Source organism: Amycolatopsis sp. NBC_00355 (genome assembly GCF_036104975.1).
In the GTDB taxonomy this organism is placed as follows: domain Bacteria; phylum Actinomycetota; class Actinomycetes; order Mycobacteriales; family Pseudonocardiaceae; genus Amycolatopsis.
On sequence record NZ_CP107982.1, the window covers coordinates 6,696,447 to 6,719,891 of the forward strand.

Here is a 23,445-nt window from a genome sequence, read left to right on the forward strand (position 1 = left end):
GCAGCCCACCGTGGAGGCCGGCCCGTGAACAACGACCGAACCCGCACGTCTTCCGGTCGCGCTCCCGATCCGCGTCGCCGTACCCGGCGACCGGCCGCCCGGCCGCTGCCCCGCGCCGGGCTGCAGGGCAGCGAACCGGAGCTGATCACCCACCACGTGCACAACGGCACCGAGCCGGACGACCCGCCGACGGTGCCGATCCTGGTGCCGCGCCCGGGCCGGCCGCCGCAGCGGCCCCGGCCGAGCACCCAGCAGGACGTGCGGAAACGGCGCTGGCGGCGGATCCGGCGGATCGGGTACGTGGCGGCGGGGCTGTTCGTCGTCGTCCCCGCGATCGCGTTCGTGATCACCTACCTGGCCGTCGACGTCCCGTCACCGGAGACCGTCGCGCAGGCGCAGGGCCAGGCCGTGACGTACCTCTACCGCGACGGCACCGAGATGGGCAAGGACACCCCCGCCGGCGGGAACCGGCAGATCCTGGCGGCGAACCAGATCCCGGACGTCGTCAAGAAAGCCGTGATCGCGACCGAGGACGCGTCGTTCGAGACGAACTCGGGCTTCGACGTCGGCGGCATCCTGCGGGCGGCGTACAACCAGGTCACCGGCGGATCCGGTGGCGGTTCGACGATTTCCCAGCAGTACATCAAGAACGCGTCCGGCGACGACGATCCGACGTTGACGCGCAAGTGGACCGAGCTCGCGAAGTCGTTCAAGATGAACCAGACCTACGAGAAGGCGGACATCATCACCGCCTACCTCAACATCATCTACTTCGGCCGCGGCGCGTACGGCATCCAGGCGGCCGCGCAGGCGTACTTCGGCCAGGACGTCGGCCAGCTCGACTATTCGCAGGCCGCGTTGCTGGCCGGGCTGATCCAGCAGCCGGGCCGGTCGGAGAACACCGCGGTCGCCACGGCCCGCTGGACGACGGCGCTGGACCGGATGCTCAAGAACGGTTACCTGACGCCGGCCCAGCGTGCCGGGGCGAAGTTCCCGACCCCGATCCCGCTGGTGGAGAGCAAGCAGGCCGGCGCGCTGAACCCGTTCGTCAAGAAGCAGGTCAAGGCCGAGCTGGCGGCGCAGGGGATCAGCGAGCAGGAGTACTACCGCGGCGGGTTCCAGGTGTTCACCACGATCGACTCGCAGGCGCAGCAGTCGGCCGAGCAGGCCGTGACCGAGGGAATGGCCGAGCAGACCGACAACCAGATCCTCGACGCGCTGGTCGCCGTCGACCCGAAGACCGGCGGGGTGCTCGCCTACTACGGCGGCGATCCGGTGGTGAAGGGCCCGAACGGCGAGGACCAGGCCGGACGGGACTGGGCCGACGAGCCGCACAACCCCGGGTCGTCGATGAAGCCGTTCGACCTGGCGGCGTTCCTCAAGCTCGGCCGCGGCCTCGACGCGCGGTTCGACGGCACCTCACCGCGGACGTTTCCCGGCGTCGACCTGCCGATCCGCAACGCGGGTGACAGCAGCAGCTGTTCCGACCAGTGCACCGTCGCGGAAGCGATGCAGCGGTCCACGAACACGGTGTTCTACGACATGGTGCTGAACGTGACGAAGCCGTCCGGGGTGGCGGAAGCCGCGCAGGAGGCGGGTATCCGGACCTCCGGCAACGGCGGGCGCAGCCAGCTGTTCACCGGCGACAACAACATCTCGATCGGCGGCGGCGGCACCCAGGTGACGCCGGCGGACATGGCGTCGGGCTACGCGACGTTCGCCGCCGGCGGCGTCCAGCGCGACCGCCACTTCGTGCAGAAGGTGACCAACGCGAACGGCGAAACGGCCTACGAGGCCAAGGCTCGAGCGAGCGACGCGTTCGCCGACAACGACGCGGCCCGCAGCGCGCAGATCGCGGGCAACGTGACGGCCGCGCTGGCCCCGGTCATCCAGTTCTCGCGGCTGACCTGCCCGACCGGCCACGAGTGCGCCGGCAAGACCGGCACCCAGCAGCACACCCCGCAGAACGACGAACCGGCGTCGGCCGCCAACGCGAACGCCCAGACGTGGATGGTCGGCTACACACCCTCGGTCTCGGCGGCGGTGTGGGTGGGCAGTGACGGTGACAAGGCGCTGCACGGCCCGGGTGGCGCGCCGATCTTCGGGTCGACGCTCGCCGGCCCGATCTGGGACCGCTTCATGCAGCTGTACCTGCAGGGCAAACCGGCGGAACGCTTCGACCGCGTCGCGGCGATCAGTTCGCCGGTGGACCAGCAGCAGGTCGAGGTCCGGCAACCGCCGCAACAGCAACAGCAGCAACAACAACAACAGCCGCCGCGCGACCAGCGGAACCAGGCCCAGCCCGGCAACCGGCAGCAGCAGGACCAGCTTCGCCAGTTCCAGCAACGCCTTCAGGAGCTGCAGGACCGGCAGCGCAACCGCAACGGCGGCAACAACAACGGGAACAACAACGGCGTCACCACCGGGACCACCACCAACAACGGTGGCAACGACTCCGGCCAGAGCGGCGACCCGAATCCGGGCGGCTGACCCCCGTAGCCGAAAAGAAGGCCGTGACCTCGGAGCTGGGGGACACCGAGGTCACGGCCGGTCTGGGGGTCAGAGCTCGACGACGATCCCTTCGACGCCGGAGCGGTGTGCCGCCTCGATCACCCGCAGCGCCGCGACCGACGACTCGGGATCGACCGGGAACTCGCCTTCGCCGCGCAGGGCGTCGCGTACCTGGGCGTAGAACTGCTCGTAGCGGCCGGTTTCGGTGGGCACGGTCTTGACGTCGTTGCCGACGCCGATCTTCCCCGCGTCCGCCGTCGGTTCCACGCCCCAGCCGTCGTCACCGGGCCGCATCCCGGTCTTGATCTGGGGTTCCTGGACGTCGAGGCCGTACTTGGTGAACGTCGCCTGGTCGCCGAGCACGCGGAACCGCGGGTTCTGGATGCCGGTGAGCGCGGACGCCCACAGCTGCGAGCGGACGCCGTTGGCGTGGTGCAGCGCGACGAAGACGTCGTCGTCGACCTGGACGCCGGCGCGGCGGCGGTCGACCTCCGCGTAGACCTGGGTGACCGGGCCGAACAGCTGCAGCGCCTGGTCGACGATGTGCGCGCCGAGGTCGTAGAGCAGGCCGCCGGCCTCGGCCGGGTCGCCGAACTCGCGCCAGTTGTCCTTCGGCTTCGGCACCCAGCGGTCGTAGCGGGACTCGAAGCGGAAGACGTCGCCGAGGCGGCCGGATTCGAGGACCTTCCGCACGGTGAGGAAGTCGGAGTCGAGCCGGCGGTTCTGGAACACGGTGAGCCCGACGCCGGCCGCCTTCGCCGCGGCGACGACCTGCTCGGCTTCGGCCGCGGTCGGCGCGAACGGCTTGTCGACGACCACCGGCACGCCGGCCTCGATGGCCCGCAGCGCGAGCGGCACGTGCGTGCGGTTCGGCGTGCTGACCACGATCAGGTCGAGTTCGCCCGCGCGCTCGAACAGCGCGTCGGCGTCCGGGACGACCGTCGCGCCGGGGTTGTCGGTGCGCGCTTGAACGGCATTGCTCGAAGTCGTGATGACCGCCGGGGTCAGCCCGGGCGTCGCCGCCACCAGCGGGGCGTGGAAGACGCGTCCCCCGATGCCGTAGCCGAGGATGCCCACCCGCAAGTCGTCCACCATGGCGCCCATTAAACAACAGTGTTGCGAAATTGACCAGGCGTGCGAAGATCTGGACCATGGCGGCCACCGGGAGGAACCTGCGCAACGTGCGCGAGCACAACCGCGCCCTCCTCCTGTCGCACATCCTGCGGGCCGGCGGCCTCAGCCGGGTCGAGCTCGCCGAACGCACCGGCCTCACCCAGCAGGCCGTCTCCAAGATCGTGCCCGAGCTCCTCGACGCCGGCCTCCTGGACGAGGAGCGTCAGCCGTCCGTGGGGGTCGGCAAGCCCCGCACGCAGCTGACCGTCCGGTCCGGCGCGCGGCACGCGCTGGGCGCACGCCTCGATCGCGACGAGTACCGCGTGCTGCGGACCAACCTCATCGGCGAGGTCGAAGAGACCGCCGGCGGCCCGCTCCCGGTCGGGTTCACCCCCGAGCAGGCCGTCGAGGCCATCGGCTCGACGGCGCTCGAACTGGCGGACGGCTTCGAAGTGCTCGGCCTCGGCCTGGGCTCGGTCGGCCCGCTGGACCACCTCGCCGGCCTGGTCCGCGACGCGACGAGCATGCCCGGCTGGCACGACGTCCCGCTGCGCGACCTGCTCGAGAAGCGCACCGGGCTGCCCGTGCTGCTGGACAAGGACACCAACGCCGCCGCGTTCGCCCAGCTCTGGCCGCACGGCGAGCCGACGGCGACGGCGGTCGTGCTGGTCGGCACCGGCATCGGCGTCGGCCTGCTGATCGACGGCCGGCTCTACCGGGGGCCGCGCACCAACGCGGGTGAGTTCGGGCACACCACGATCGCCTACGACGGCCCCCGCTGCGCCTGCGGGCGGCGCGGCTGCGTCGAGATCATGGCCAAGCAGGCCCCCGACACGCGGACCGCCGCCGGCTTCCTCGGGATCGGCCTCGCCGACCTCGTCCAGGTGCTCGATCTGGAACGGATCGTGCTGGCCGGACGTGCGGTGCGGGACGAACCGGGCACGTTCCGTGACGCCGTTTCGGAGCGGCTCGAGGAGCTGCTGCCGCTGCCGCACTGGCAGCGCATCGAGGTCGTCGAGGACTCCTTCGGCGAGGAGATCGTCACGCGTGGCGCGGCGGCCGAGGTCCTGGCCTCGTACTACGCGAATCCGGCGTGATCGTCACCTTCACCTCGCCGTCGGGCGATCACCGATAACATCCCGGTCGTGCCAGAGGAGACCACGCGCGAGCCGGACCCCGGCCCCGTGACGCTGAGCAGGGCGGATCGGGTCGTCCCGAGCTGGAACGACCCCCTCGCGGCGGCGGTCACCAGACCCGTCGGCGGCCCGCTGGGCGAGCACGCGGCGGTCGGCAGGCACTGGTTCTGGTCCCCGCAGCGCGTCGGCCTGCTCCTGGCGACGCTGGCCCTGATGCTCTGCTGGTTCGGCAAGGGCTCGTGCATCCAGCAGTACCAGGACTCGAGCGGCGCCACCCAGCTCGACTGGCGCGCGGGCCGCCCGTTCGTCGCGATGTGTTACTCCGACATCGTGCCGCTCTACAGCTCCGAGCGGCTCGACCGGCCGAGCACCTTCCCGTACTACACGTCGTGGAAGGAGAGCTCGCAGACCGCGGAGAACGACACCCGGTACATGGAGTACCCGGTGTTCACCGGGCTCTTCCAGTGGGTGAACGCGAAGCTCGCGGCGGGCTGGCTCAACATCGCCGAGACCGGCTGGCTACCCGGCGCGTTACCGGTGGCGATCTACTTCGACATCACGGCGTTCTTCCTGTCGATGGCCTGGCTGGTCACCGTGTGGGCGACCGGCCGGACGATGAAACGCCGGCCGTGGGACATGGTGCTGGTGGCGGCGTCACCGCTGGTCCTGGTGCACGCCTTCACCAACTTCGACACGATCGCGACCGCGTTCACGGCCACCGGCCTGCTGGCCTGGTCCCGGAAACGGCCGCTGCTCGCCGGGCTCCTGCTCGGCCTGGGCGCGACGGCGAAGCTCTACCCGCTGCTCCTGCTCGGCGTGCTGTTCGTGCTCTGCCTGCGCGCGGGGAAGCTCGGCCCGTTCTGGCGCACCGCGGCGGCCGCCGTCGTGACGTGGGTGGCGGTGAACGCGCCGTTCATCCTCACCGCGACCCGCGGCTGGTGGGAGTTCTTCCGGATGAACACCCTGCGGCCGATGGACCCGGACTCGCTCTACAACGTCTTCTCGTACACGACCGGCTGGGCCGGCTTCGACGGCGTGCTGCAGAAGAACCAGCCGCCGACGTACCTCAACTGGACGATCGCCGTGCTGTTCCTCGCCTGCTGCGCGGGCATCGCGTACGTGGCGCTCGCGGCACCCCGGCGGCCGCGCCTGGGGCAGCTGGCGTTCCTCGTCGTGGCCGCGTTCCTGCTGACGAACAAGGTGTGGAGCCCGCAGTACTCGCTGTGGCTGGTGCCGCTGGCCGTGCTGGCGATCCCGCGCTGGCGGCTGCTGCTCGGCTGGATGCTGATCGACGCGCTGGTCTGGGTGCCGCGGATGTTCTACTACCTCGGCGTCGACCACAAGGGCCTGCCCGAAGGCTTCTTCCTCGGCACGGTCGTGGTCCGCGACCTGGCCGTGGTCGGGCTGTGCGTGCTGGTGATCCGCGAGATCTACCGCCCGGCCACCGACCTGGTCCGGCTCGCCGGCGACGACGACCCGGCCGGCGGCTTCCTCGACGGCGCCCGGGACGTGATCATCCCGAACGCCACCCGGCGCCGCCGCAAAGCCGTCGCCGTCCCGCAGGCGTGAGGGGCACCTTCACGGCTCTTGTCGCCATGAGGGTGCCCCGCACGGCTCAGCTCAGCTGCTCTTTCAGGTAGGCGATGTCGGCGGCCTGGCCGTCGGGCGGCGTCTCGACGACGACCGACGCGCCGGCCGCGCGGGCGACGGCGACCAGCACCTCGGGGTCGATCGTGCCCTCGCCGTCGACGACGTTCGCGTGCCGGTCCCGCGTCGAGCCGAACTCGTCGCGGGAGTTGTTCAGGTGCACCAGGTCGATCCGGCCGGTGATCGCCTTGACCTTCTCGACGGCGGTCGCGAGGTCCCAGCCGGCGGCGTAGGCGTGGCAGGTGTCCAGGCAGAACCCGGCACCGAACTCGCCGACCTTGTCCCACAGCCGGGCGATGACCTCGAGGTCGCGGGTGATCGCGTTCTCGCCGCCGGCGGTGTTCTCGATCAGGATCGGGACCTTGAAGCCGCCCTTCTCCTGCTCGCGCTCGAAGAGCTTGCGCCAGTTGTCGAGACCGGCCTCGATGTCGTCGTTGTCGCCGACGTGCCCGCCGTGCACGATCAGGCCCTTCGCGCCGACCGCGGCAGCCCCGTCCGCGTGCTGCGTGACGTTCTTGCGGGACGGGATCCGGATCTTGTTGTTCAGGGACGCCACGTTGATGAGGTAGGGCGAGTGGATGAACACCTCGACCGGGTCGGCCAGGATGGCCTCGCCGTGGGGGTGCGGTTTCGGGGCTTTCCAGCCCTGCGGGTCGGAGAGGAAGAACTGGACGACGTCGGCTTTGCGGTCGGCGACCGCGGTCAACGGGTCGTCGTCACGGACATGGGCGCCAATCAGCATGCCGAGCACGCTACTCCCGGATGAACTTCGGGCTGCGGACCCGGATGGTGACGCTCGTGGAGTACCGTGAGCGCGTTCCGTGATCCAGATTGGTCCGACTGCCGGAGGGCATCGATGGGGAAGCACGTCGCCCGGATCATCGCACTGGGGTTCACCCTCGCCGCTTCCGCCGCCCTCGCGGCACCGGGCGTGGCGAGCGCGGAAACCAGCCCGACCCTCGGCGGCGACTGCGCGGCCACGCTCCAGAACAGCCAGGCCCGCGGTGGGTCGAACGGCCTGCTCCTGGACGCCGGCGCGCCCCTGAACTCCCCGGACCGGCTGACCGTCGGCCTCGACTCGAGCGCGAAGAACACGAACGGCTCGACGCCCCTGCTGAACCTCCCCGTCGGCGACACCGTGCGGGCGCTGGGCCTCGGTGACGTGCCGGTGGTCGGCGACGCCGCCGCGAAGGCCGTCTGCCCCGTCGCGCAGGGCGCTGTCAACGCTGTCGGAAACACGACACAGGGCATCCTGCAAGAAGCCGGCGCGCCGCCGCTGCCCTTGCCGCCCGGCACACCCCCGGCACCGCCCCAGCAGCCGACGCCACCCGGGCAGACGCCGCCTCCCGGACAGCCGACGCCACCCGGGCAGACCTCGCCCGGCGACAGCCTCGGCCCGGTGCTCACCGGCGCCGGTGGCGCGGGCCTGCCGGGTGACGCGATCTCGGGCGTCTTCACCAACGCCGCGCTGCTGCCCGGCAGCCTGGTGCAGGTGCCGGTGATCACCCAGATCATCCCGGGTGCGCAGGTCCCGACGGTCGACGAGCAGAAGTCCGGCACCGCGGAGGCGCTGCCCGGCGTCACGCCGCCGGCGAAACTGCCGATGCTGCTCGCGGTGCTGGCCCTCGCGATCGTCGCGGCGGCCCTCGTCCGGGCCTGGATCCGCCGCCGCCCCGCCTGAGATTCACCCACCGTGACGCCCGCTTCCACTCGAATGCCGGACATTCCTGAGCGAGCGGGCGTTACCCGTCTGCCTTAACGTCGTTGTCCTGGGCAGAGGGCACGAGACAAGGGGCGGCGAGCATGGCGAACCGGGCACGCAGAGCAACGGCGGTCGGTGCGACGGCGTTCGTCCTCGCGGGTTCGGCCGTCCTGGGCCTGCCCGGGACCGCGTCCGCGGCCGAGACGAAGACGGCTCCCTGCGGTGGCAGCGTGACGGCGAAGCCCGGCGACACGGTCCAGGGCACGACCCCGCTCCTCGGCATCCCGCTCAACCTCGGCATCGTCACCCAGGGCACCCAGGTGCTGACCGGGACGATCAACTCGATCCTCGGCACGCTCTGCAAGGTGACCGTGACCGTGGTGAACACCGTCGTGTCGCCGGTCCCGGTGATCGGCGCGCCCGCCGCGAGCGCCGTCAACCAGGGCGTCGAAGGTTTGACCAGCGGCACCCAGCAGGGCCTGACCGCGCTGTCCGGCGGCGGCAAGCAGCAGTCGCCCGCGCCCGGTTCGGGTGGCAACCAGCAGCAGAACCCGCCGGTCCAGGGCAACCCCGGTGGCGCGCCGCAGGGCGGGACCCCGCAGGGCACCACCCCGATCCCGGACGCCAACAGCCCGCTCCTGCCCGGCTTCGCGACCAGCCCGGTGTTCGGCGGCTTCCCGTTCTCCATCGGCACCGGCTACGCGCCGATGCGCGACTACAGCGGCATCCCGTTCGCGACGGCCGGGCTGTTCACGCCGTCGCCGGCGATCCGGTACGGCAGCCAGATCCCGGGTTACGCCCCGCAGTACGGCCTCACCGGTCCGAACGACGCGGCGGCCGGCAACTCCGGAATCCAGACGGCCGGGCAGGCCGAAGCGCTACCGTCCGCACAGGACGGTTTCACGAACGGGTCGAATCTGCCCCTGCTGATCGCGGTTTTGACACTCTCCGGAGTCAGCGCGGGTCTGGTCCGCACCTGGGTACTCCGCCGGATGGCCGCTGCGAATTGAGCCGACTGCCGAGTATCTTTCACGTACCCCCGTCGTTGATCCTGGTACACCTGGTGTTGCTGTTGCCCAGGACGACGCCCCGATAGACCTCCGGAGGTCAGTGCTCGTGCGGAAGATCCCCACCTGGCAGACGACCCGCCGCGCACTGACCGTCACCGCAGTCGCCGCCTTCGTCACCGGGGGCGCCTTCCTGTCCGCGGGCACCGCCTCGGCCGGCCAGCAGGTTGTGAGCAACAGCTGCACGGGCACGGTCTCCGGGCAGATGGGCGACCAGGTCGCGATCGACGGCGCTTCGGTGAAGACCTTGGTCACGAACGGCGCGAACAACGCGGGAACGCTGGCGGTCGGCAGCTGGGCCGGCGACTCGATCGCCAAGAACCACGCCATCCTGGTGGGACAGGTGCCGAACACAGCCGGCGGCGAGGCGAACGGGGCCGCGATCGGCAAGGCCGTGCGCGCCGCCCTGTCGGCCTCCGGCACGTGGGGTCTCGGCTTGGACTGGAACAAGACGCTGAACAGCGTCGAGAGCACGGTCGCCAAGAGCTGCAACCTCACCCTGCTCGCCGCCAACTACGTCGCACCGAGCACCCCGGGCGGCCAGCCCGGTGCCGGCGGGACCGGTGCGCAGCAGGGCGGCGGCACCGCGACCGCCCCCGGCGGCTCGACCGGCAACCTCTCCAACCTGAACCCGGGCACCGCGGGCGGCAGCGGCGGGACCGCGCCGATGCGCGACTACGGCGGCATCCCCACCGCGACCGCGGGTACCGCCGTCGCCCCGGGGGTGCGTTACCCGGCGAACGGCACGCTCCCCGGTGACGCCTCCGCGCCCCAGGCCGGGACCGGTGACCAGACCGGCCAGGGCGCCGACATCCGCGACGCGGGCAACGCGCAGTCGCTGTCCTCGCCCCTCGGCTCGAACGACGTCCAGCTGCCGATGCTGCTCGCGGTGATCGTGCTCGCCGGCGTCACGGCGGGCCTCGTGCGGACCTGGGTCCTGCGCCGGGCCGCCTGAGGCCCAGCCCACCCCGCTGTCCGGGCCTCCCGGCCCCGCCAGGTAGCCTTACCTGGACAAACCCTCCTGCTACGGACAGTCCGTGGCCGCGAGCCCATAGGAGGTGAGTGGTTGTGTCACGCCATTACGAGGTAATGGTCATCCTGGACCCCACGCTCGACGAGCGCACTGTCGCTCCGACGCTGGACACCTTCCTCAACGTGATCCGCACTTCGGGCGGAAGCGTCGAGAAGGTCGACGTCTGGGGCCGGCGCCGGCTTTCGTACGAGATCAAGAAGCACGCCGAGGGCATCTACGCCCTGCTGGACCTGAACTCGTCCTCGGACGCGGTGAAGGAGCTGGACCGCCAGCTGTCGCTTCAGGAGACCGTGCTCCGCACCAAGGTCATGCGTCGCGAGATCAAGCGCGCCGCCGCGGCCAAGCCGCCCGTCGCCGCCGCCAAGGCCTGAGCCGAAGGGTATTCCCGATGGCTGGAGACACCGTCATCACGGTGATCGGCAACCTGACGTCCGACCCGGAACTGCGTTTCACCCCGTCCGGTGCGGCGGTCGCGAACTTCACCGTCGCGTCCACGCCCCGCACGCTCGACAAGCAGTCGGGCGAGTGGAAGGACGGCGAGGCGCTGTTCCTGCGCTGCAACATCTGGCGGCAGGCGGCGGAAAACGTCGCCGAGTCGCTGACGCGCGGCGCTCGCGTCGTCGTCCAGGGCCGGCTGAAGCAGCGGTCGTTCGAGACGAAGGAAGGCGAGAAGCGCACCGTCGTCGAGCTCGAGGTCGACGAGATCGGCCCCTCGCTGCGCTACGCCACGGCGAAGGTCAACAAGGTCAGCCGCGGTGGCGGCGGCGGTGGTGACTTCGGCGGCGGCGGTGGCGGTGGCGGCGGAAACCGCGGTGGCGGCGGTGGCGGCGGTATGCCGGCCGACGACCCGTGGGGCTCCGCCCCGGCCGCGAGCAGCGGTGGCGGTGGCGGCGGCTTCTCCGACGAGCCTCCCTTCTGATCTCGTACACATCCACAAGAGTTGAATTCCAGGAGTAACCAGTGGCCAAGCCACCCATTCGCAAGCCCAAGAAGAAGGTCTGCGTGTTCTGCAAGGCCGAGAAAAAGGGCCGTCCGGAACTGATCGACTACAAGGACACCAACCTGCTGCGGAAGTACATCTCCGACCGCGGCAAGATCCGTGCCCGTCGCGTCACCGGCAACTGCAGCCAGCACCAGCGTGACATCGCCATCGCGGTCAAGAACTCCCGCGAAATGGCGCTGCTGCCCTACACCTCGACCGCGCGCTAAGGAGGCCCGGAGATGGCGAAGATCATCCTCACCACCGACGTGGCCAACCTCGGCGGCCCCGGCGACATCGTCGAGGTCAAGGACGGTTACGCGCGCAACTACCTGCTCCCGCGGGGCTACGCGATCGCGGCGTCCAAGGGCGCGGAGAAGAACGTGCGCACCATCCAGCGCGCGCAGGAGAGCCGTCGCATCCGCGACCTCGACCACGCCAAGGAGATCAAGGCGACGCTGGAGGGCCTCGGCGCCATCCAGCTCACCGGCAAGGCGGCCGAGGGCTCGAAGAAGCTCTTCGGCTCGATCACCTCGGGCGAGATCGTGGACGCGATCAAGGCGGCCGGCGGCCCGCTGCTCGACAAGCGCGTCATCGAGCTGCGCGACCACATCAAGACGGTCGGCAAGCACTCGGTCGGCGCCCGGCTGCACCCCGACGTCAAGGTCGAGGTCCGGCTCGAGGTCAAGGCCAAGTAGCCCGTTCCACCGTCGTGAAGGCGGGTCGCCCCTGGTGGGCGGCCCGCCTTCACGCGTTTCGGGGGAACCCCGGACACCACGGCCACGTCGTAGGAGAATGGGCGGGGACGCGAAGGGGATGGATCCGGATGGGTAACGAGGTCAACATGTCCGCGCCGGCCGGCGGCGGCGGGTTCACGTTCGACGCCGACAAGATCGACGGCGTCATCAAGCAGTGGCAGGACCTCCAGGCCGACCTGAAGCGCGACTACGACGACGCCAACCTGATGGCGAACGTCAAGGCGCCCGGCAAGGAGTTCGCCAGCGGTGACTGGGAGAAGCTCGCGAACCCGTCCGGCAAGGCGTTCCTCGAGCAGAACAAGAAGATGCAGGACTACGTCAAGAACTACATCGAGGCGCTGACGGCCGCGAAGAAGAAGATCACCACCAAGGAGTCGGACACCCAGGCCGACCTCTCGAAGACGGGGAACCAGGCCACGTGAACCGACGACTCCTCGCCGTCCCGGCCCTGGCCTTCGCCGTGCTCGCCGTCGCCGGCTGCTCCAGCCGCACCGGGGGCACCGCCAACCCCGCGCCGACCGCCGATTCGAGCGGCAGCGAGACGTCCCGGTCCGCCGCCGACTCCGCGCCGCGGGTGCCGAACGCGCTGAACGCCGCGAACATCACCTCGGACGCCTGCACGACGATCGACGCGACCGGCCGTTCCAAGCTGAGCCTCGGCGACGGCACCCCGCGCACCACGGCGAACGGCCCGAGCTGCACGTTCCAGGAGTCCGCCGACCCGGGCAACCAGATCGACGTGACCACGGTGACGGCGAACAAGAACGGCCTCCAGGACGTCTACGACACCAAGGCGAACGACGCCTACTTCGAAGAGACGCAGGCCTACGGGTACCCCGCCGTCTACGCCGCCGCGGTGGACGACCGCAAGGACGGCAAGTGCGGCGTCTTCATCGGGGTGACCGACGAGCTGGCCGTCAACATCCTGGTGCAGTACGACAACGGCGCCGGCGCGTCGGACCCGTGCTCGGTGGCGCAGAAGTTCGGCGAGTCGATGATCCAGACCTTGATGGGGGGCTGAGATGCTGGAACTGGTCCTGCTCGGCGGGTTCGCCGCGTACAACATGGCGACCACGCACTCGGACGACCACGATTCGGTGCAGGGTGACCGCAAGATCGACTGCTACGACATCTGGAACCAGATCACCACCGGTCCCGGCACGGGCTCGATCTCGAACGGGCAGGCGGCGGCGAGCCGGCTGAAGGGCGCCTACCAGGACCGGCTCACCACGATCGACGGCCTGGCCAAGGACATGGACGCGGCCTGGACCGGCGGCGGCTCCGAAGCGGCGCAGAACGCGGGCGCGCACCCGCTGCGGGTGTGGATGGAGGACTCGGGCACCAAGCTGACCGACTCCGACAAGTACCTCGGCGAGCAGAACAACGCCTTCACCACGGTGCACGCCCAGGTGCAGGAGGTCCCGAAGGACCCGCCGAAGAACAACCTGCTCAACGCGGTGACGCCGTGGACCACCGACACGGACCGGGCGATCCGCGACTACAACACCAAGGGCCAGGCCAACGTCGACGCCTTCAACACCTACTACAAGGCGAGCAACGACAACGGCCAGAAGATGCCGACGTACTCCGCGCTGCAGGGGCAGCAGGAGAACGTCAACGTCGACCAGGGCAAAGACGGCAAGAAGAAGGACGACAAGAACGGCAACGGGAACGGGAACGGCGGCGGCGAGCCGGGCGGCGGTCCCGGTGGCGGTCCGGGCGGCGTGAACATGCCGGGGCCCGGCAGCGTGCCGTCCTTCGGCGGCGGCCCCGGCGGCGGTCCCGGCGGCAGCTTCGACCCGTCGAAGGTGCCGGGCGGGAGCTACGACCCCTCCAAGGTGCCGAGCTTCGACCCCTCGCAGGTCCCCGGCGGCGGCAACTACGACCCGTCGAAGGTGCCGACCGGCAACTACACCCCGCCGAACTTCACCTCCGACGGCACGCACTCGTCGGGCTTCTCGCCTTCGGACGTGCCCGGCATGCCGGGGTTCGGGCCGGGCAGCACGCCGAACTTCTCCGTTCCGGGAGGCGGCGGCGCCGGCGGCTTCGGCCCCGGCGGTTCCAGTGGCCTGGGCGGGATCGGCGACCCGACGGCGGGATTCGGGCCGGGCGGCAGCGGGGGTTTCGGGCCCGGCGGCTCGACCGGCGCGTCGATGCCCGGCGGCGCGGGCGCGTCCGGCGCCGGCCGCGGCGGCATGGGTGCCGGAGCCGGCGGCGCGATGGGCGCGGGCGGCGCGGCGGCCGGGCGGGGCGGCTCCACCGGGATGGGTGGCATGGGCGGCATGGGCCACGGTGCGAAGGGCCAGGGCGGCGGCGACGAGGAACGCACGTCGAAGTACCTGCTCGGCGACGACCCGAACGACATCTTCGGCACCGACGAACTGACCGCGCCGCCGGTCATCGGCGAGTAACACACGCGGGGCCACCGGGCGCGTGCCAAGATGGGCGCGCCCGGTTCTTCCGGGTTCATCAAGCTGATCTTCACTAGGGGGAAGAGCGGTGCTGGACAGGCAGGTCACCCTTTCGACCGGCACCGTGATCAACCTGATCCGGCGCCGCGGCGGGGAGCCGCACACGGTGCTGGCCGAGACGCCGACCTGGTACAGCGACGAGGCCCAGCGCGCCGAGGACGAGCGCGTCAACGCCGAGCTCACCAAGGCGGGTCTGTTCGGCCCGCGCGGCATGCACCCGGGGTTCGTCGCGACGATCGAAGCCGTCGCGCGACCGCAGCTGGAGTACTACGGCTGGGTGGACGGCGGGTTCCAGGGCAAGCCGGTCAGCTACCGGCTGCTCGCCGGCAGCGCCGGCGGCGAGGCGTTCGTGCTGGCCAAGCACGAGCAGCTCGACGTCGTCGTGCTGGAGTCGACCCGGCCCGGCGAGGTGCTCGACGACTTCCTCGGCCAGATCCCGAAGCTCGCGCCGGGCCGCGGGACCCCGCTCGCGGTGCCGAAGAGCCAGCTCGAGGGCACCGGACGCCGGGACGACGACGGCTTCGCGCTGATGCGCAACGACCGGCCGGCCGACGGCTCGCAGGAGGCCGACGAGCTCTGGCGGATCCTCGCGCTACGCCGAATGGGCAGCGGCAGCCTGTACGTCGCGGCCCGCAGCCGCACCGGATCGTGGCAACGCATCGAACGTCCGGTGAACTACATCGATACCTCGGAAGGCCGCTGGCTGACCGAGGAGATTCCGGGGCGTGGGGAGAACCGGATCGCCTTCACCCCGGCCGACCAGCGCGTTCTCGCCGATCGGTTACGCAGCGCACAGGGCCGGCTCACCGCGGCGTGACACGACGGCCGTTCAGCCCACCGGGTTACGCCTCTACCGTCCGTAGTTTTCATCCACAGGCCCTGGGGTTCAATGGACCCGGACTGGTCCACGACACGCCGAACGACGGGTTTCACACGACACGCCGCACGAGTTTTGCGGAAGTTCTCCACACCTTACTCACAGGGCTTGACCTGCGAATTCGTGGAAGCCGATCACCTTTGTCCCCAACTTGTCCACAGCTCCGGCGGCACCTGTGACTGGTTACCCCCATTCATCCACAGGTTGTCCACAGATGGGTCCCCACCCTGAATTGCTTTCGGCCTTCCGGGGGACATAGCGTCCCCGCCGAGCCTGTACTCACGGTGGCGCCCCGCGTGTCTGCGGGAGCCGCGCGACGTTGTCGCCGATCATCGGGAGACACGGCGGAAGAGGACTTGGTGGCGCGGCTCGCGCCACGTGCTTCGAGAGCGAAGATCCGGCATAATCGAACGGGTGTTCGCATGATGACGAGGAGGTGTCCGTAGCGGTGGCGCTGACCGACGACCGCGGCCCGATGTATGCGGAGAACGACCCGGGTCCGAGCGACCCCGGCTCCGGGGGCGGGTTCGACCGCCAGCCGCCGCAGGACATCACGGCCGAGCAGTCCGTGCTCGGCGGCATGCTGCTGTCCAAGGACGCGGTCGCCGACGTCATCGAGGCGCTCGGCCCCGACGACTTCTACCGCCCGGCACACCAGGCCATCTACGACTGCATCCTCGACCTCTACGGCCGTGGCGAGCCCGCCGACCCGATCACCATCTCCGCCGAGCTCGAACGCCGGGGCGAGCTGGGCCGCATCGGCGGCGCGCCGTACCTGCACACGCTGATCGCGACGGTGCCGACGGCGGCGAACGCCGGCTTCTACGCGGAGATCGTCGCGGAGAAGGCGGTGCTGCGCCGGCTGGTCGAGGCGGGCACCCGGATCGTGCAGTACGGCTACGGCGCGGCGGCCGCGGACGGCGCGAACATCGACGAGGTCGTCGACCGCGCCCAGGCGGCGATCTACGACGTCACCGAGCGCCGGACCAGCGAGGACTACGTCGCGCTGGAAGAACTGCTGCAGCCGACGATGGACGAGATCGACGCGATCGCCTCCCGCGGCGGGCAGTCCCGGGGCATCCCGACCGGCTTCACCGACTTCGACGAGCTGACGAACGGCCTGCACCCGGGTCAGATGATCATCGTCGCCGCCCGTCCCGGTGTCGGCAAGTCGACACTGGGGCTGGACTTCGCGCGTTCGGCGTCCATCCGGCACGGCCTGACCAGCGTCATCTTCTCGCTGGAAATGAGCCGGACCGAGATCGTCATGCGCATGCTCTCGGCCGAGGCGAAGATCCGGCTCGCCGACATGCGCGGTGGCAAGATGTCCGACGACGACTGGACACGCCTGGCCCGCCGGATGAGCGAGGTCTCCGAAGCACCGCTGTTCGTCGACGACTCGCCGAACATGACGATGATGGAGATCCGCGCGAAGGCCCGCCGGCTCAAGCAGCGGCACGACCTCAAGCTCGTGGTCCTCGACTACCTGCAGCTGATGACGTCCGGCAAGCGCGTCGAGTCGCGGCAACAGGAAGTCTCGGAGTTCTCCCGGCAGATGAAGCTGCTGGCGAAGGAGATCGAGGTCCCGGTGATCGCGATCAGCCAGCTGAACCGTGGTCCCGAGCAGCGGACGGACAAGCGCCCGATGCTGTCCGACCTGCGTGAGTCCGGCTCCCTGGAGCAGGACGCCGACCTCGTCATCCTGGTCAACCGCCCGGACGCCTGGGAGCGCGACGACCCCCGCGCCGGAGAGGCGGACCTGATCATCGCGAAGCACCGTGCCGGCCCGACCGCGACGATCGTCGTCGCGCACCAGCTGCACTACAGCCGGTTCGTCGACCTGTCCCACGACTAGGCGCTGCCGGAGCAAGTCACGCCCGCGGTCTTCGCGCAGGCTTACTCCGGCAGCGCCCGGCGGCCGAGTTCGCCGTACCCGCGCACGAACGCCGCCAGCAGGCGGCCGAAGTTCTCCCGGTCGTCGGCCGGCCAGTCCGCCATGACCTCGGCGAACACCGCGCGGCGGAAGGTGTGCAGCTCGTCGAGGTGGGCCTGACCGGCCTCGGTCGGCACGAGCACCGCACGCCGTCCGTCGTGCTGGTCCGCTTCGCGCCGGAGCAGTCCCTGCTCGACCGCGCGCGCGACCAGCCGGCTCGCGCGCGGCTGGTCGACGCCCATCGCCGCGCTCAGCGCTGTCACCGTGCCGGCTTCGCCGCGTTCGGCGAGCTCTTCGACGACGTCGAGCAGCTCGTGCACCGGGTCGTGGCCGCCGCGGCCGCGCTCCTTGGCGATCCGGCTCAGCGCGCGCCGCTGCTGGCTGCGGCGGATCGCGATCATCGCGCGCTCGACCTCGGCCACCGCGTCCGTCATGGTTGCTCCACTCCCCAGCTGCATGTACTTTTACATGTAGTTGTTCTACGACATTCAGGAGTATCCATGAAACCCCTCGGCTGGTGGCTTCGCCACGTCCACGAGCTGCTCGAATCTTCCATGGCCCGGGCCCTCGAACCGGAGTCGCTGACCCGCCGGCAGTGGCAGGTGCTCAATACGATCGCTCTCGGCGCCCGCACGCCGGCGGAGATCGACGTCGCGCTGGCGCCGTTCGGCTCGACGTCCGCGCAGCTCGGCGAGCTGCGCGAACGTGGCTGGGTCGCCGAAACCGGCGAGCTCACCGGCGAAGGCCGCGAGGCGCACGCCCGGGTCGAGGCGCGCGTCGAAGAGTTCCGGACGTCGGTGACCGAAGGCGTCAGCGACGACGACTACCGCACGACGATCCGAACCCTCGAGCGGTGTGCGGCGAACCTCGAACCAGCCTGAGGAATAACCGGGGCCCAGGCGGCGTCAGGTACTCTAGTAGTTGAACTTTCAAGCACTGGAGCCGTCGATGACCCGCACCCCGGTCCTCTACCTCAGCCACGGTGCGCCGCCGCTCGCCGACGACGCCACCTGGACCCGTCAGCTCGCCGGCTGGTCCGCCGGCCTGCCGGAACCCCGCGCGATCCTGGTCGTGTCGGCGCACTGGGAAGAAGCGCCGCTGACCCTCTCGGCCACGACGACCGTGCCGCTGGTCTACGACTTCTGGGGGTTCCCGGACCGCTACTACCAGGTGAAGTACGAATCGCCCGGTGCGCCGGAGCTCGCGGCGAAGGTGAAGAAGCTGCTTCGCACGCCTGAGACGCCGGTCCACGACGCGCACGACCGCGGCCTCGACCACGGCGCCTACGTGCCGCTCGTCGAGATGTACCCGGACGCCGACATCCCGGTGCTGCAGGTCTCGATGCCCTCGCTCGACCCGCGGGAACTCTACGAACTCGGCCGCAAGCTCGCGCCGCTGCGCGACGAGGGCGTCCTGATCATCGGCAGCGGTTTCTTCACGCACAACCTGAGCGGCATGGCCCGCGCCACCGACGGGACGCCGCCGGCGTGGTCGGCCGAGTTCGACCACTGGGGTGAAGAGGTCCTGCGCAGCGGCGACGTCGACACGCTGCTCGACTTCCGGCACAAGGCGCCGGCGGCAACGCTCGCGCACCCGCGGATCGAGCACTTCGCGCCGCTGTTCGTCTCACTCGGCGCCAGCTCCGGCGAAGGCCGCACGGTGATCGACGGTTTCTGGCACGGACTGGCGAAGCGCTCTCTCCAGTTCTCCTGACCTGGGACGCGAACGAGCCCCAGGAGCCGGCGCTGGCTCCTGGGGCTCGTCGTCTCCAGGGAGGGAGAGTCTATTCAGTTACAACGGGGCTTCGCCCCGGGCCGGGGGCTCCGCCACCCGGAGCCCCCGAAACCGTTAGTGCAGTACTACTGCGCGAAATCAGAACTACTTGCGCTTGACGAAACCCAGCAGCTTCGAGAGGAAGCTGGTGGAGTCCAGGCCCGACATGGCCGGGACCTGCGCGGCCGGGGCCGCACCGTCGAGCACGGGCAGCTTCGCGTTCACCGGCAGCGCGGCCGGCGCGGCCGGCAGCGTCGTCGGGGCGGCGGGCAGCTGCGGGTTCGCCGGCAGGGCCGGGGTCACCGGGAGCGCGACGGGCAGCGTCGGGACGCCGCCACCCAGGGCCGGGACGGCCGGCAGGGTGGGCAGCAGGCCGCCGCTCAGGGCCGGGACGTGCACCGGCAGGCCACCGGTCGGCAGGTCCGCACGCTCGGTGCTGTGCCCGGGCAGGGCACCACCCAGCGCGGAGAGGCTGCTCAGGCCGGGCAGGCCACCCGCGGTGGGCAGACCCGGGGTCGGCAGGTGCGGCATCCCCGAGACCGGGGAGTCCGGCACGTCGGCGCGCTGGGTCGGGATGGCCGTCGGCAGCGCGGGCAGGCCCTGGGTGGGCAGCCCGGCGGTCGGCAGGCCACTGGCCAGCCCGGTCAGCGACGGCAGCTCGCCGGCGCCCAGCTCCGAACCCTCGACCGGGTTGGAGATGGCGTCGGCCGAGTCGGCCGAGTCACCGTCGATGCTGGTCATGTCCGTCGCGTCGGCGGTCGCGTTGCCGATCAGCTCGAGGGGCACCCCGAAGATCTGCACCGGCACGGCGAGGTCGTGGTAGAAGTTGTACCCCGACAGGCTCGACCCGTCACCCTCGGTGACCGGCTCGCCGCCGTTCTCCGTGGTGAGGACGTTGTCGCCGGTCCCGTGGGCCACGCCGCCCACGGCCACCGCGTCGCCGAAGACCTGGGCGATCGCCGTCACCGGGATGTCCAGGATGTCGCCGGCCAGCGCGCCTTCGACACCGGAGGTGGTGTCGTCGCCCGCGTTGGTCACCGTGGTGGTGTTCATGCCGTTGCCGCTGGAGACGCCGCCGACGCTCACCGCGTCGCCGAAGATCTGCGCGACGGGCAGGCCGTCGACACCGACGATGTCACCGGCGATCGCGCCGCGGTCACCGTTGGTCGTGGCGTCGCCGCCCGCGGTGGACACGGTGTCGCTCGTGCCGGTGCCGTGGCCCAGGGCCGCACCCGCGACGCCGTCGCTGAACAGCTGCGCGGCACCCGCGAACGGGGCCTTCACGATGTTGCCGGCGATCGCGCCGTCCTGGCCGTCGGTCAGCGCGTTGCCGCCCGCGGTCGAGTCGGTGATGTTGTCGTTCTCACCGGTGCCGATGCCGCCGAGGGCCGCACCCGAGCCGGCGGCCAGCACCGGCAGGGAGACCGGAGCCTCGACGATGTTGCCGGCGCCCGCACCCGCGGGGCCGTTCGCGGTGACGTCGCCACCCGCGGCCGACGTGGTGTCGGTCGAGCCCTTGCCGTGGCCCTGGCCGATGAACGCGCCGCCGATGTTGGCGACCTGCACCGGGAGCGACGCCGGGACGGTGCCCAGGTTGGAGCTCAGGAAGCCGTTGTCGTCCTTGGTGCTGCCACCGCCACCGCCGACGACGGTCTTGGTCTCCTCGGCCGAGCCGGAGCCCTGGCCGATGAAGGAGCCACCCACGCCGAAGACCTCGGCGGGGACGGCGACCGGCACCTGGACGACGTTGCCCGAGCCGGACGAGTCGTCGCCCTGCGAGCCGTCGTACGCCCCGGCGGTGACCGTCTTGTCCTCGGTGGACTGGCCGGTCGCGTTGCCGATGTGGCTGGCGCCGATGCCGTAGACCTCGGGCGCGCCCGCGGTCTGGGTGTTGACGATGTTGCCGCCGAGCACGCCGTCGTTGCCGCGGGTGTAGGACCCGTTGCCCGCGTTGACGTCGGTGGTGTTGTCGTGGCTGGCGTGCGAGTTGCCGATGTACGTGCCACCGATGCCGAACGCCTCGACCGGGAGCGCGACCGACGGGTTGATGACGTTGCCGCCCGCACCCGAGCCGTCGCCGGCCGTCTTGACGAAGCCACCCGAGTCGACAGTGCTGGAGGAGCTGCCGCCCTGGGTCTCTTCGCCGTCGCGGCCCGCGGTCGCGTTGCCGGTGGCCGCGTTGCCGATCCACGACGCCGCGACACCCGCGACGTTCGCGACCGGGGACAGCGACACGGCGCCCGCGTTGCCGTCGAGGAACGAGTCGTTACCGCTCGTCTCTTCGTAGGTCGGGATGCCCAGCGAGCCTTCGCGGGTGTCCCCGGCCTTGGCGTCGGCGGCCGAGTTCGACACCGTGTCGGCGTCCGAACCCCACACGCCACCGGCGTTGCCGTTGAACTTCACCGGCAGGGCGATCGGCGCACCGACGATGTTGCCCGAGCCCGCGCCACCGTCACCGGCGGACTTGATGGAGCCACCCGAGGTGGCGTCGCTGTCGGCGTCGTACTGGCTGTACGCGTTGCCGAGGAGGTAGGACACGGCGTTGCCGGTCACCTGGACCGGGGTGGCGAACTGGCCGGCCACCACGTTGCCGGACAGGCCGGAGCCGGTGCCGTCGGTGTCGATGTCGCCGGTCTCGGTCGTGCTCTGGCTGGCCGAGCCGCCGTGCACCGCGCCACTGCCGCCCGCCACACCACCGGCGTTGCCGGCGATCTGGACGGGGAGCGCCCAGTCGAGGACGACGGCGTTGCCGGCGAGGCCGGACTTGGAGCCGTCGGTCGCGACGTCCTGGTTGTGCGCCCAGGTCTGGGAGTGGTCCGTGCCGTCGACGTTCGCGTCGCCGATGACGCCGATCGCGTTGTCCACGATCTGGATCGGCACGACGACGTCGCCGGCGACCTTGTTGCCCTTGAGGTTCCGGTGGCCCGGGGTGAAGGCGCCCGCGCCGTCGGCCTTGGTGGCACCGCCGAGGGTGCTCTGGCTGATCGGGCTCGCTTCGTCGAGCTGCTTGACCGCTTCGTTCGCGGCCTTGGTGACCGGCTTGGTGCTCAGCTCCGTCTGCCCGGCGGGCAGGTCCAGCTGGCCGAACGGGGTGCCGACCGCGTTGTTGGCTTCCGAGATCGGAGCCGTCACGTTCAGGTCGAGCGGGGAGGCCGGGGAGTCGGGGTTGACGTTCTCGTCAGCCGAGGCGATGCCGGTGCCCAGCATCAGCAAACCACCCGTGACCAGCGCGGTCTGGAGGCCGCGCTTTGCCCACGTCTGCATGGGGTGTTTCTCCTTTATTTCGGGTTCCCTTACGGGCTTATGGGGGTGCGCTCGTCGAATTCGAAATAGGTGCGTCCGAGCAACACCAGAGGGGAAGGAACTTCTTGCGGGCGCGCTGGAACATTCCAAGAAGGCGCGCACCGCCGTGCCACGGGGATTCGTGCGGACGCGAATGCCGTCAGATGAAGACGGACTTGGGCGCGTCAGCTACCCGTGGAGGGAGGTGTTTCAGTCAGGAGTGACACCGGGCTGCGTGCCCGGGGTGCGCGGCGTGTGCCGCAGGCCGCCGCGGTAAGCGCTGGCGGCGGCATCGCTGACGGCAGCGGAGACCCACGAGGGGACGCCGAAGTTCAAGCCGTCGAGGTGACCACCGGGGGCAGAGCTGCCACCCGGGGCGGTGGGAACAGACGGTGCGGCCGGAAGCTGCACCGGGACCAGCGGCGACGACGGCAGCTCACGGTGCGAGTCGCGGGACTCGCCCGCGGCACCGGTGACGTCGTTCTGCTGGACACCCGTCGGCATCGCGAGCGCGGCTCGCAACACGGCGGGGAGCTGGACGGTCGAGACGGCGACCGTGTCCGTGGCCTGGCCGACGCCTTCGGTCACCGGCTCCTGCTCGACCGGGGCGAGCCCCGGGAGCTGGGGGAGCGGGACCAGGTCGCCCTTGCCGGCCGGGTCGAGCAGCTGCAGCACATCGTGCGCCGGCTCGGGGGTGAAGGTCTGTTCGAGGACCTCGCGGGTGTCCTGCGGCTTGCGGGCGATGTGCTCGACCGCGCCCAGGGCGCGGTGCGCCGGGCTGACGACGGCGTCCTCGGTGAGGTCCGAAACCGAGTCGCTGACGCGCTCGGAGGCCTCGTGCTCGAGGACGCGAGGGTTGCTCCACGACGTGACGTCCTGGGGCGAACCGGCTTCGGCGACGTCACCGGGGACGTGCGAGACATCGCCGAGGCTACCGACCGTCGCGTCGGTGGCCGGCGTAACGGCAGCCGTGCCCGCCTCGACTGTGTCGGCGGAAGCGGTCGCACCGGAGACGAGCCACGCGGCGGCGGTGCCGGCGATGGCGCCACCGACGACGAGGAGCGCACGCGACACGAGACGGCGCGAGCGCTTGGCGCCCTGCCCCTCGTTCGTCGCGGTGTTCGCCACTCGTTGTCTCCTGACGCGCTGGTGCTGTGTCTGTC

The 23,445-nt window shown here is 70.8% G+C and carries 22 protein-coding genes; 17 read left to right on the forward strand and 5 right to left on the reverse strand.

Annotated features, from left to right (window positions below):
* Nucleotides 1–24 precede the first annotated feature (24 nt).
* The gene (locus OHS18_RS30410; RefSeq protein WP_328613203.1) at nucleotides 25–2,490 is read left to right on the forward strand and encodes a transglycosylase domain-containing protein; all 2,466 of its coding nucleotides are present in this window, start codon (nucleotides 25–27) and stop codon (nucleotides 2,488–2,490) included.
* Nucleotides 2,491–2,559: 69 nt separating this feature from the next.
* On the opposite strand, the gene OHS18_RS30415 is transcribed toward OHS18_RS30410, so the two are convergent.
* Nucleotides 2,560–3,606 (reverse strand): Gfo/Idh/MocA family oxidoreductase, encoded by a 1,047-nt coding sequence (locus OHS18_RS30415; RefSeq protein WP_328613204.1) that lies wholly within the window; start codon nucleotides 3,604–3,606, stop codon nucleotides 2,560–2,562.
* 56 nt (nucleotides 3,607–3,662) lie between these two features.
* On the opposite strand from OHS18_RS30415, the gene OHS18_RS30420 reads away from it, so the two are divergent.
* Nucleotides 3,663–4,721, forward strand: coding sequence for an ROK family transcriptional regulator (locus OHS18_RS30420; RefSeq protein WP_328446841.1), 1,059 nt, complete (start codon nucleotides 3,663–3,665; stop codon nucleotides 4,719–4,721).
* 48 nt (nucleotides 4,722–4,769) lie between these two features.
* Nucleotides 4,770–6,329, forward strand: coding sequence for a glycosyltransferase family 87 protein (locus OHS18_RS30425; protein WP_328613205.1), 1,560 nt, complete (start codon nucleotides 4,770–4,772; stop codon nucleotides 6,327–6,329).
* Nucleotides 6,330–6,375: 46 nt separating this feature from the next.
* On the opposite strand, the gene OHS18_RS30430 is transcribed toward OHS18_RS30425, so the two are convergent.
* The gene (locus tag OHS18_RS30430; RefSeq protein ID WP_328446837.1) at nucleotides 6,376–7,149 is read right to left on the reverse strand and encodes a deoxyribonuclease IV; all 774 of its coding nucleotides are present in this window, start codon (nucleotides 7,147–7,149) and stop codon (nucleotides 6,376–6,378) included.
* Nucleotides 7,150–7,263: 114 nt separating this feature from the next.
* On the opposite strand from OHS18_RS30430, the gene OHS18_RS30435 reads away from it, so the two are divergent.
* The 12 genes from OHS18_RS30435 to dnaB all read left to right on the forward strand — a co-directional run bounded on the left by OHS18_RS30435 (nucleotide 7,264) and on the right by dnaB (nucleotide 17,149).
* The gene (locus tag OHS18_RS30435) at nucleotides 7,264–8,088 is read left to right on the forward strand and encodes a hypothetical protein (protein ID WP_328613206.1); all 825 of its coding nucleotides are present in this window, start codon (nucleotides 7,264–7,266) and stop codon (nucleotides 8,086–8,088) included.
* 122 nt (nucleotides 8,089–8,210) lie between these two features.
* A complete protein-coding gene (locus OHS18_RS30440; protein WP_328613207.1) occupies nucleotides 8,211–9,119 on the forward strand; it encodes a hypothetical protein in 909 nt (302 codons plus the stop codon).
* Between the two features lie 100 nt (nucleotides 9,120–9,219).
* Nucleotides 9,220–10,131, forward strand: a complete 912-nt coding sequence (locus tag OHS18_RS30445) for a hypothetical protein (RefSeq protein ID WP_328613208.1) — start codon at nucleotides 9,220–9,222, stop codon at nucleotides 10,129–10,131.
* Between the two features lie 113 nt (nucleotides 10,132–10,244).
* The gene (rpsF, locus tag OHS18_RS30450; protein ID WP_328446829.1) at nucleotides 10,245–10,580 is read left to right on the forward strand and encodes a 30S ribosomal protein S6; all 336 of its coding nucleotides are present in this window, start codon (nucleotides 10,245–10,247) and stop codon (nucleotides 10,578–10,580) included.
* Between the two features lie 17 nt (nucleotides 10,581–10,597).
* Nucleotides 10,598–11,128 carry a single-stranded DNA-binding protein gene (locus OHS18_RS30455; RefSeq protein ID WP_247059560.1) on the forward strand — a complete coding sequence of 177 codons (531 nt, stop codon included), beginning with the start codon at nucleotides 10,598–10,600 and terminating at the stop codon, nucleotides 11,126–11,128.
* A gap of 41 nt (nucleotides 11,129–11,169) precedes the next feature.
* A complete protein-coding gene (rpsR, locus tag OHS18_RS30460; protein ID WP_003098744.1) occupies nucleotides 11,170–11,418 on the forward strand; it encodes a 30S ribosomal protein S18 in 249 nt (82 codons plus the stop codon).
* Nucleotides 11,419–11,430: 12 nt separating this feature from the next.
* Nucleotides 11,431–11,886: a 50S ribosomal protein L9 gene (gene rplI, locus OHS18_RS30465; protein WP_328446809.1), complete on the forward strand. Its 456-nt coding sequence runs from the start codon at nucleotides 11,431–11,433 to the stop codon at nucleotides 11,884–11,886.
* A 128-nt stretch (nucleotides 11,887–12,014) separates the two neighbouring features.
* On the forward strand, nucleotides 12,015–12,368 hold the full coding sequence (locus tag OHS18_RS30470) for a hypothetical protein (RefSeq protein WP_328446807.1): 354 nt from the start codon (nucleotides 12,015–12,017) through the stop codon (nucleotides 12,366–12,368).
* Complete coding sequence (locus OHS18_RS30475; RefSeq protein ID WP_328446805.1) at nucleotides 12,365–12,967, forward strand: DUF3558 domain-containing protein; 603 nt, start codon at nucleotides 12,365–12,367, stop codon at nucleotides 12,965–12,967. The genes OHS18_RS30470 and OHS18_RS30475 overlap by 4 nt, the downstream gene beginning before the upstream one ends.
* A gap of 1 nt (nucleotide 12,968) precedes the next feature.
* A complete protein-coding gene (locus OHS18_RS30480) occupies nucleotides 12,969–14,357 on the forward strand; it encodes a hypothetical protein (RefSeq protein ID WP_328446803.1) in 1,389 nt (462 codons plus the stop codon).
* Nucleotides 14,358–14,445: 88 nt separating this feature from the next.
* The gene (locus OHS18_RS30485) at nucleotides 14,446–15,234 is read left to right on the forward strand and encodes an ESX secretion-associated protein EspG (RefSeq protein ID WP_328613209.1); all 789 of its coding nucleotides are present in this window, start codon (nucleotides 14,446–14,448) and stop codon (nucleotides 15,232–15,234) included.
* A gap of 508 nt (nucleotides 15,235–15,742) precedes the next feature.
* Nucleotides 15,743–17,149, forward strand: coding sequence for a replicative DNA helicase (dnaB, locus tag OHS18_RS30490; RefSeq protein WP_328459140.1), 1,407 nt, complete (start codon nucleotides 15,743–15,745; stop codon nucleotides 17,147–17,149).
* A 41-nt stretch (nucleotides 17,150–17,190) separates the two neighbouring features.
* Here dnaB and OHS18_RS30495 read toward each other — a convergent pair whose 3' ends face one another.
* Nucleotides 17,191–17,661, reverse strand: coding sequence for a MarR family winged helix-turn-helix transcriptional regulator (locus tag OHS18_RS30495; protein WP_328446799.1), 471 nt, complete (start codon nucleotides 17,659–17,661; stop codon nucleotides 17,191–17,193).
* Nucleotides 17,662–17,727: 66 nt separating this feature from the next.
* Between OHS18_RS30495 and OHS18_RS30500 the strand changes: the two genes are divergently transcribed.
* Both OHS18_RS30500 and OHS18_RS30505 read left to right on the forward strand, forming a co-directional pair.
* Entirely contained in the window at nucleotides 17,728–18,108 is a 381-nt protein-coding gene (locus OHS18_RS30500; protein ID WP_328613210.1) for a MarR family winged helix-turn-helix transcriptional regulator, read from the forward strand.
* Nucleotides 18,109–18,175: 67 nt separating this feature from the next.
* Entirely contained in the window at nucleotides 18,176–18,940 is a 765-nt protein-coding gene (locus OHS18_RS30505; RefSeq protein WP_328613211.1) for a dioxygenase family protein, read from the forward strand.
* 165 nt (nucleotides 18,941–19,105) lie between these two features.
* Here OHS18_RS30505 and OHS18_RS30510 read toward each other — a convergent pair whose 3' ends face one another.
* On the reverse strand, nucleotides 19,106–22,264 hold the full coding sequence (locus OHS18_RS30510; RefSeq protein ID WP_328613212.1) for a beta strand repeat-containing protein: 3,159 nt from the start codon (nucleotides 22,262–22,264) through the stop codon (nucleotides 19,106–19,108).
* A 228-nt stretch (nucleotides 22,265–22,492) separates the two neighbouring features.
* Nucleotides 22,493–23,410 (reverse strand): hypothetical protein, encoded by a 918-nt coding sequence (locus OHS18_RS30515; RefSeq protein WP_328613213.1) that lies wholly within the window; start codon nucleotides 23,408–23,410, stop codon nucleotides 22,493–22,495.
* Nucleotides 23,411–23,445: the final 35 nt, after the last annotated feature.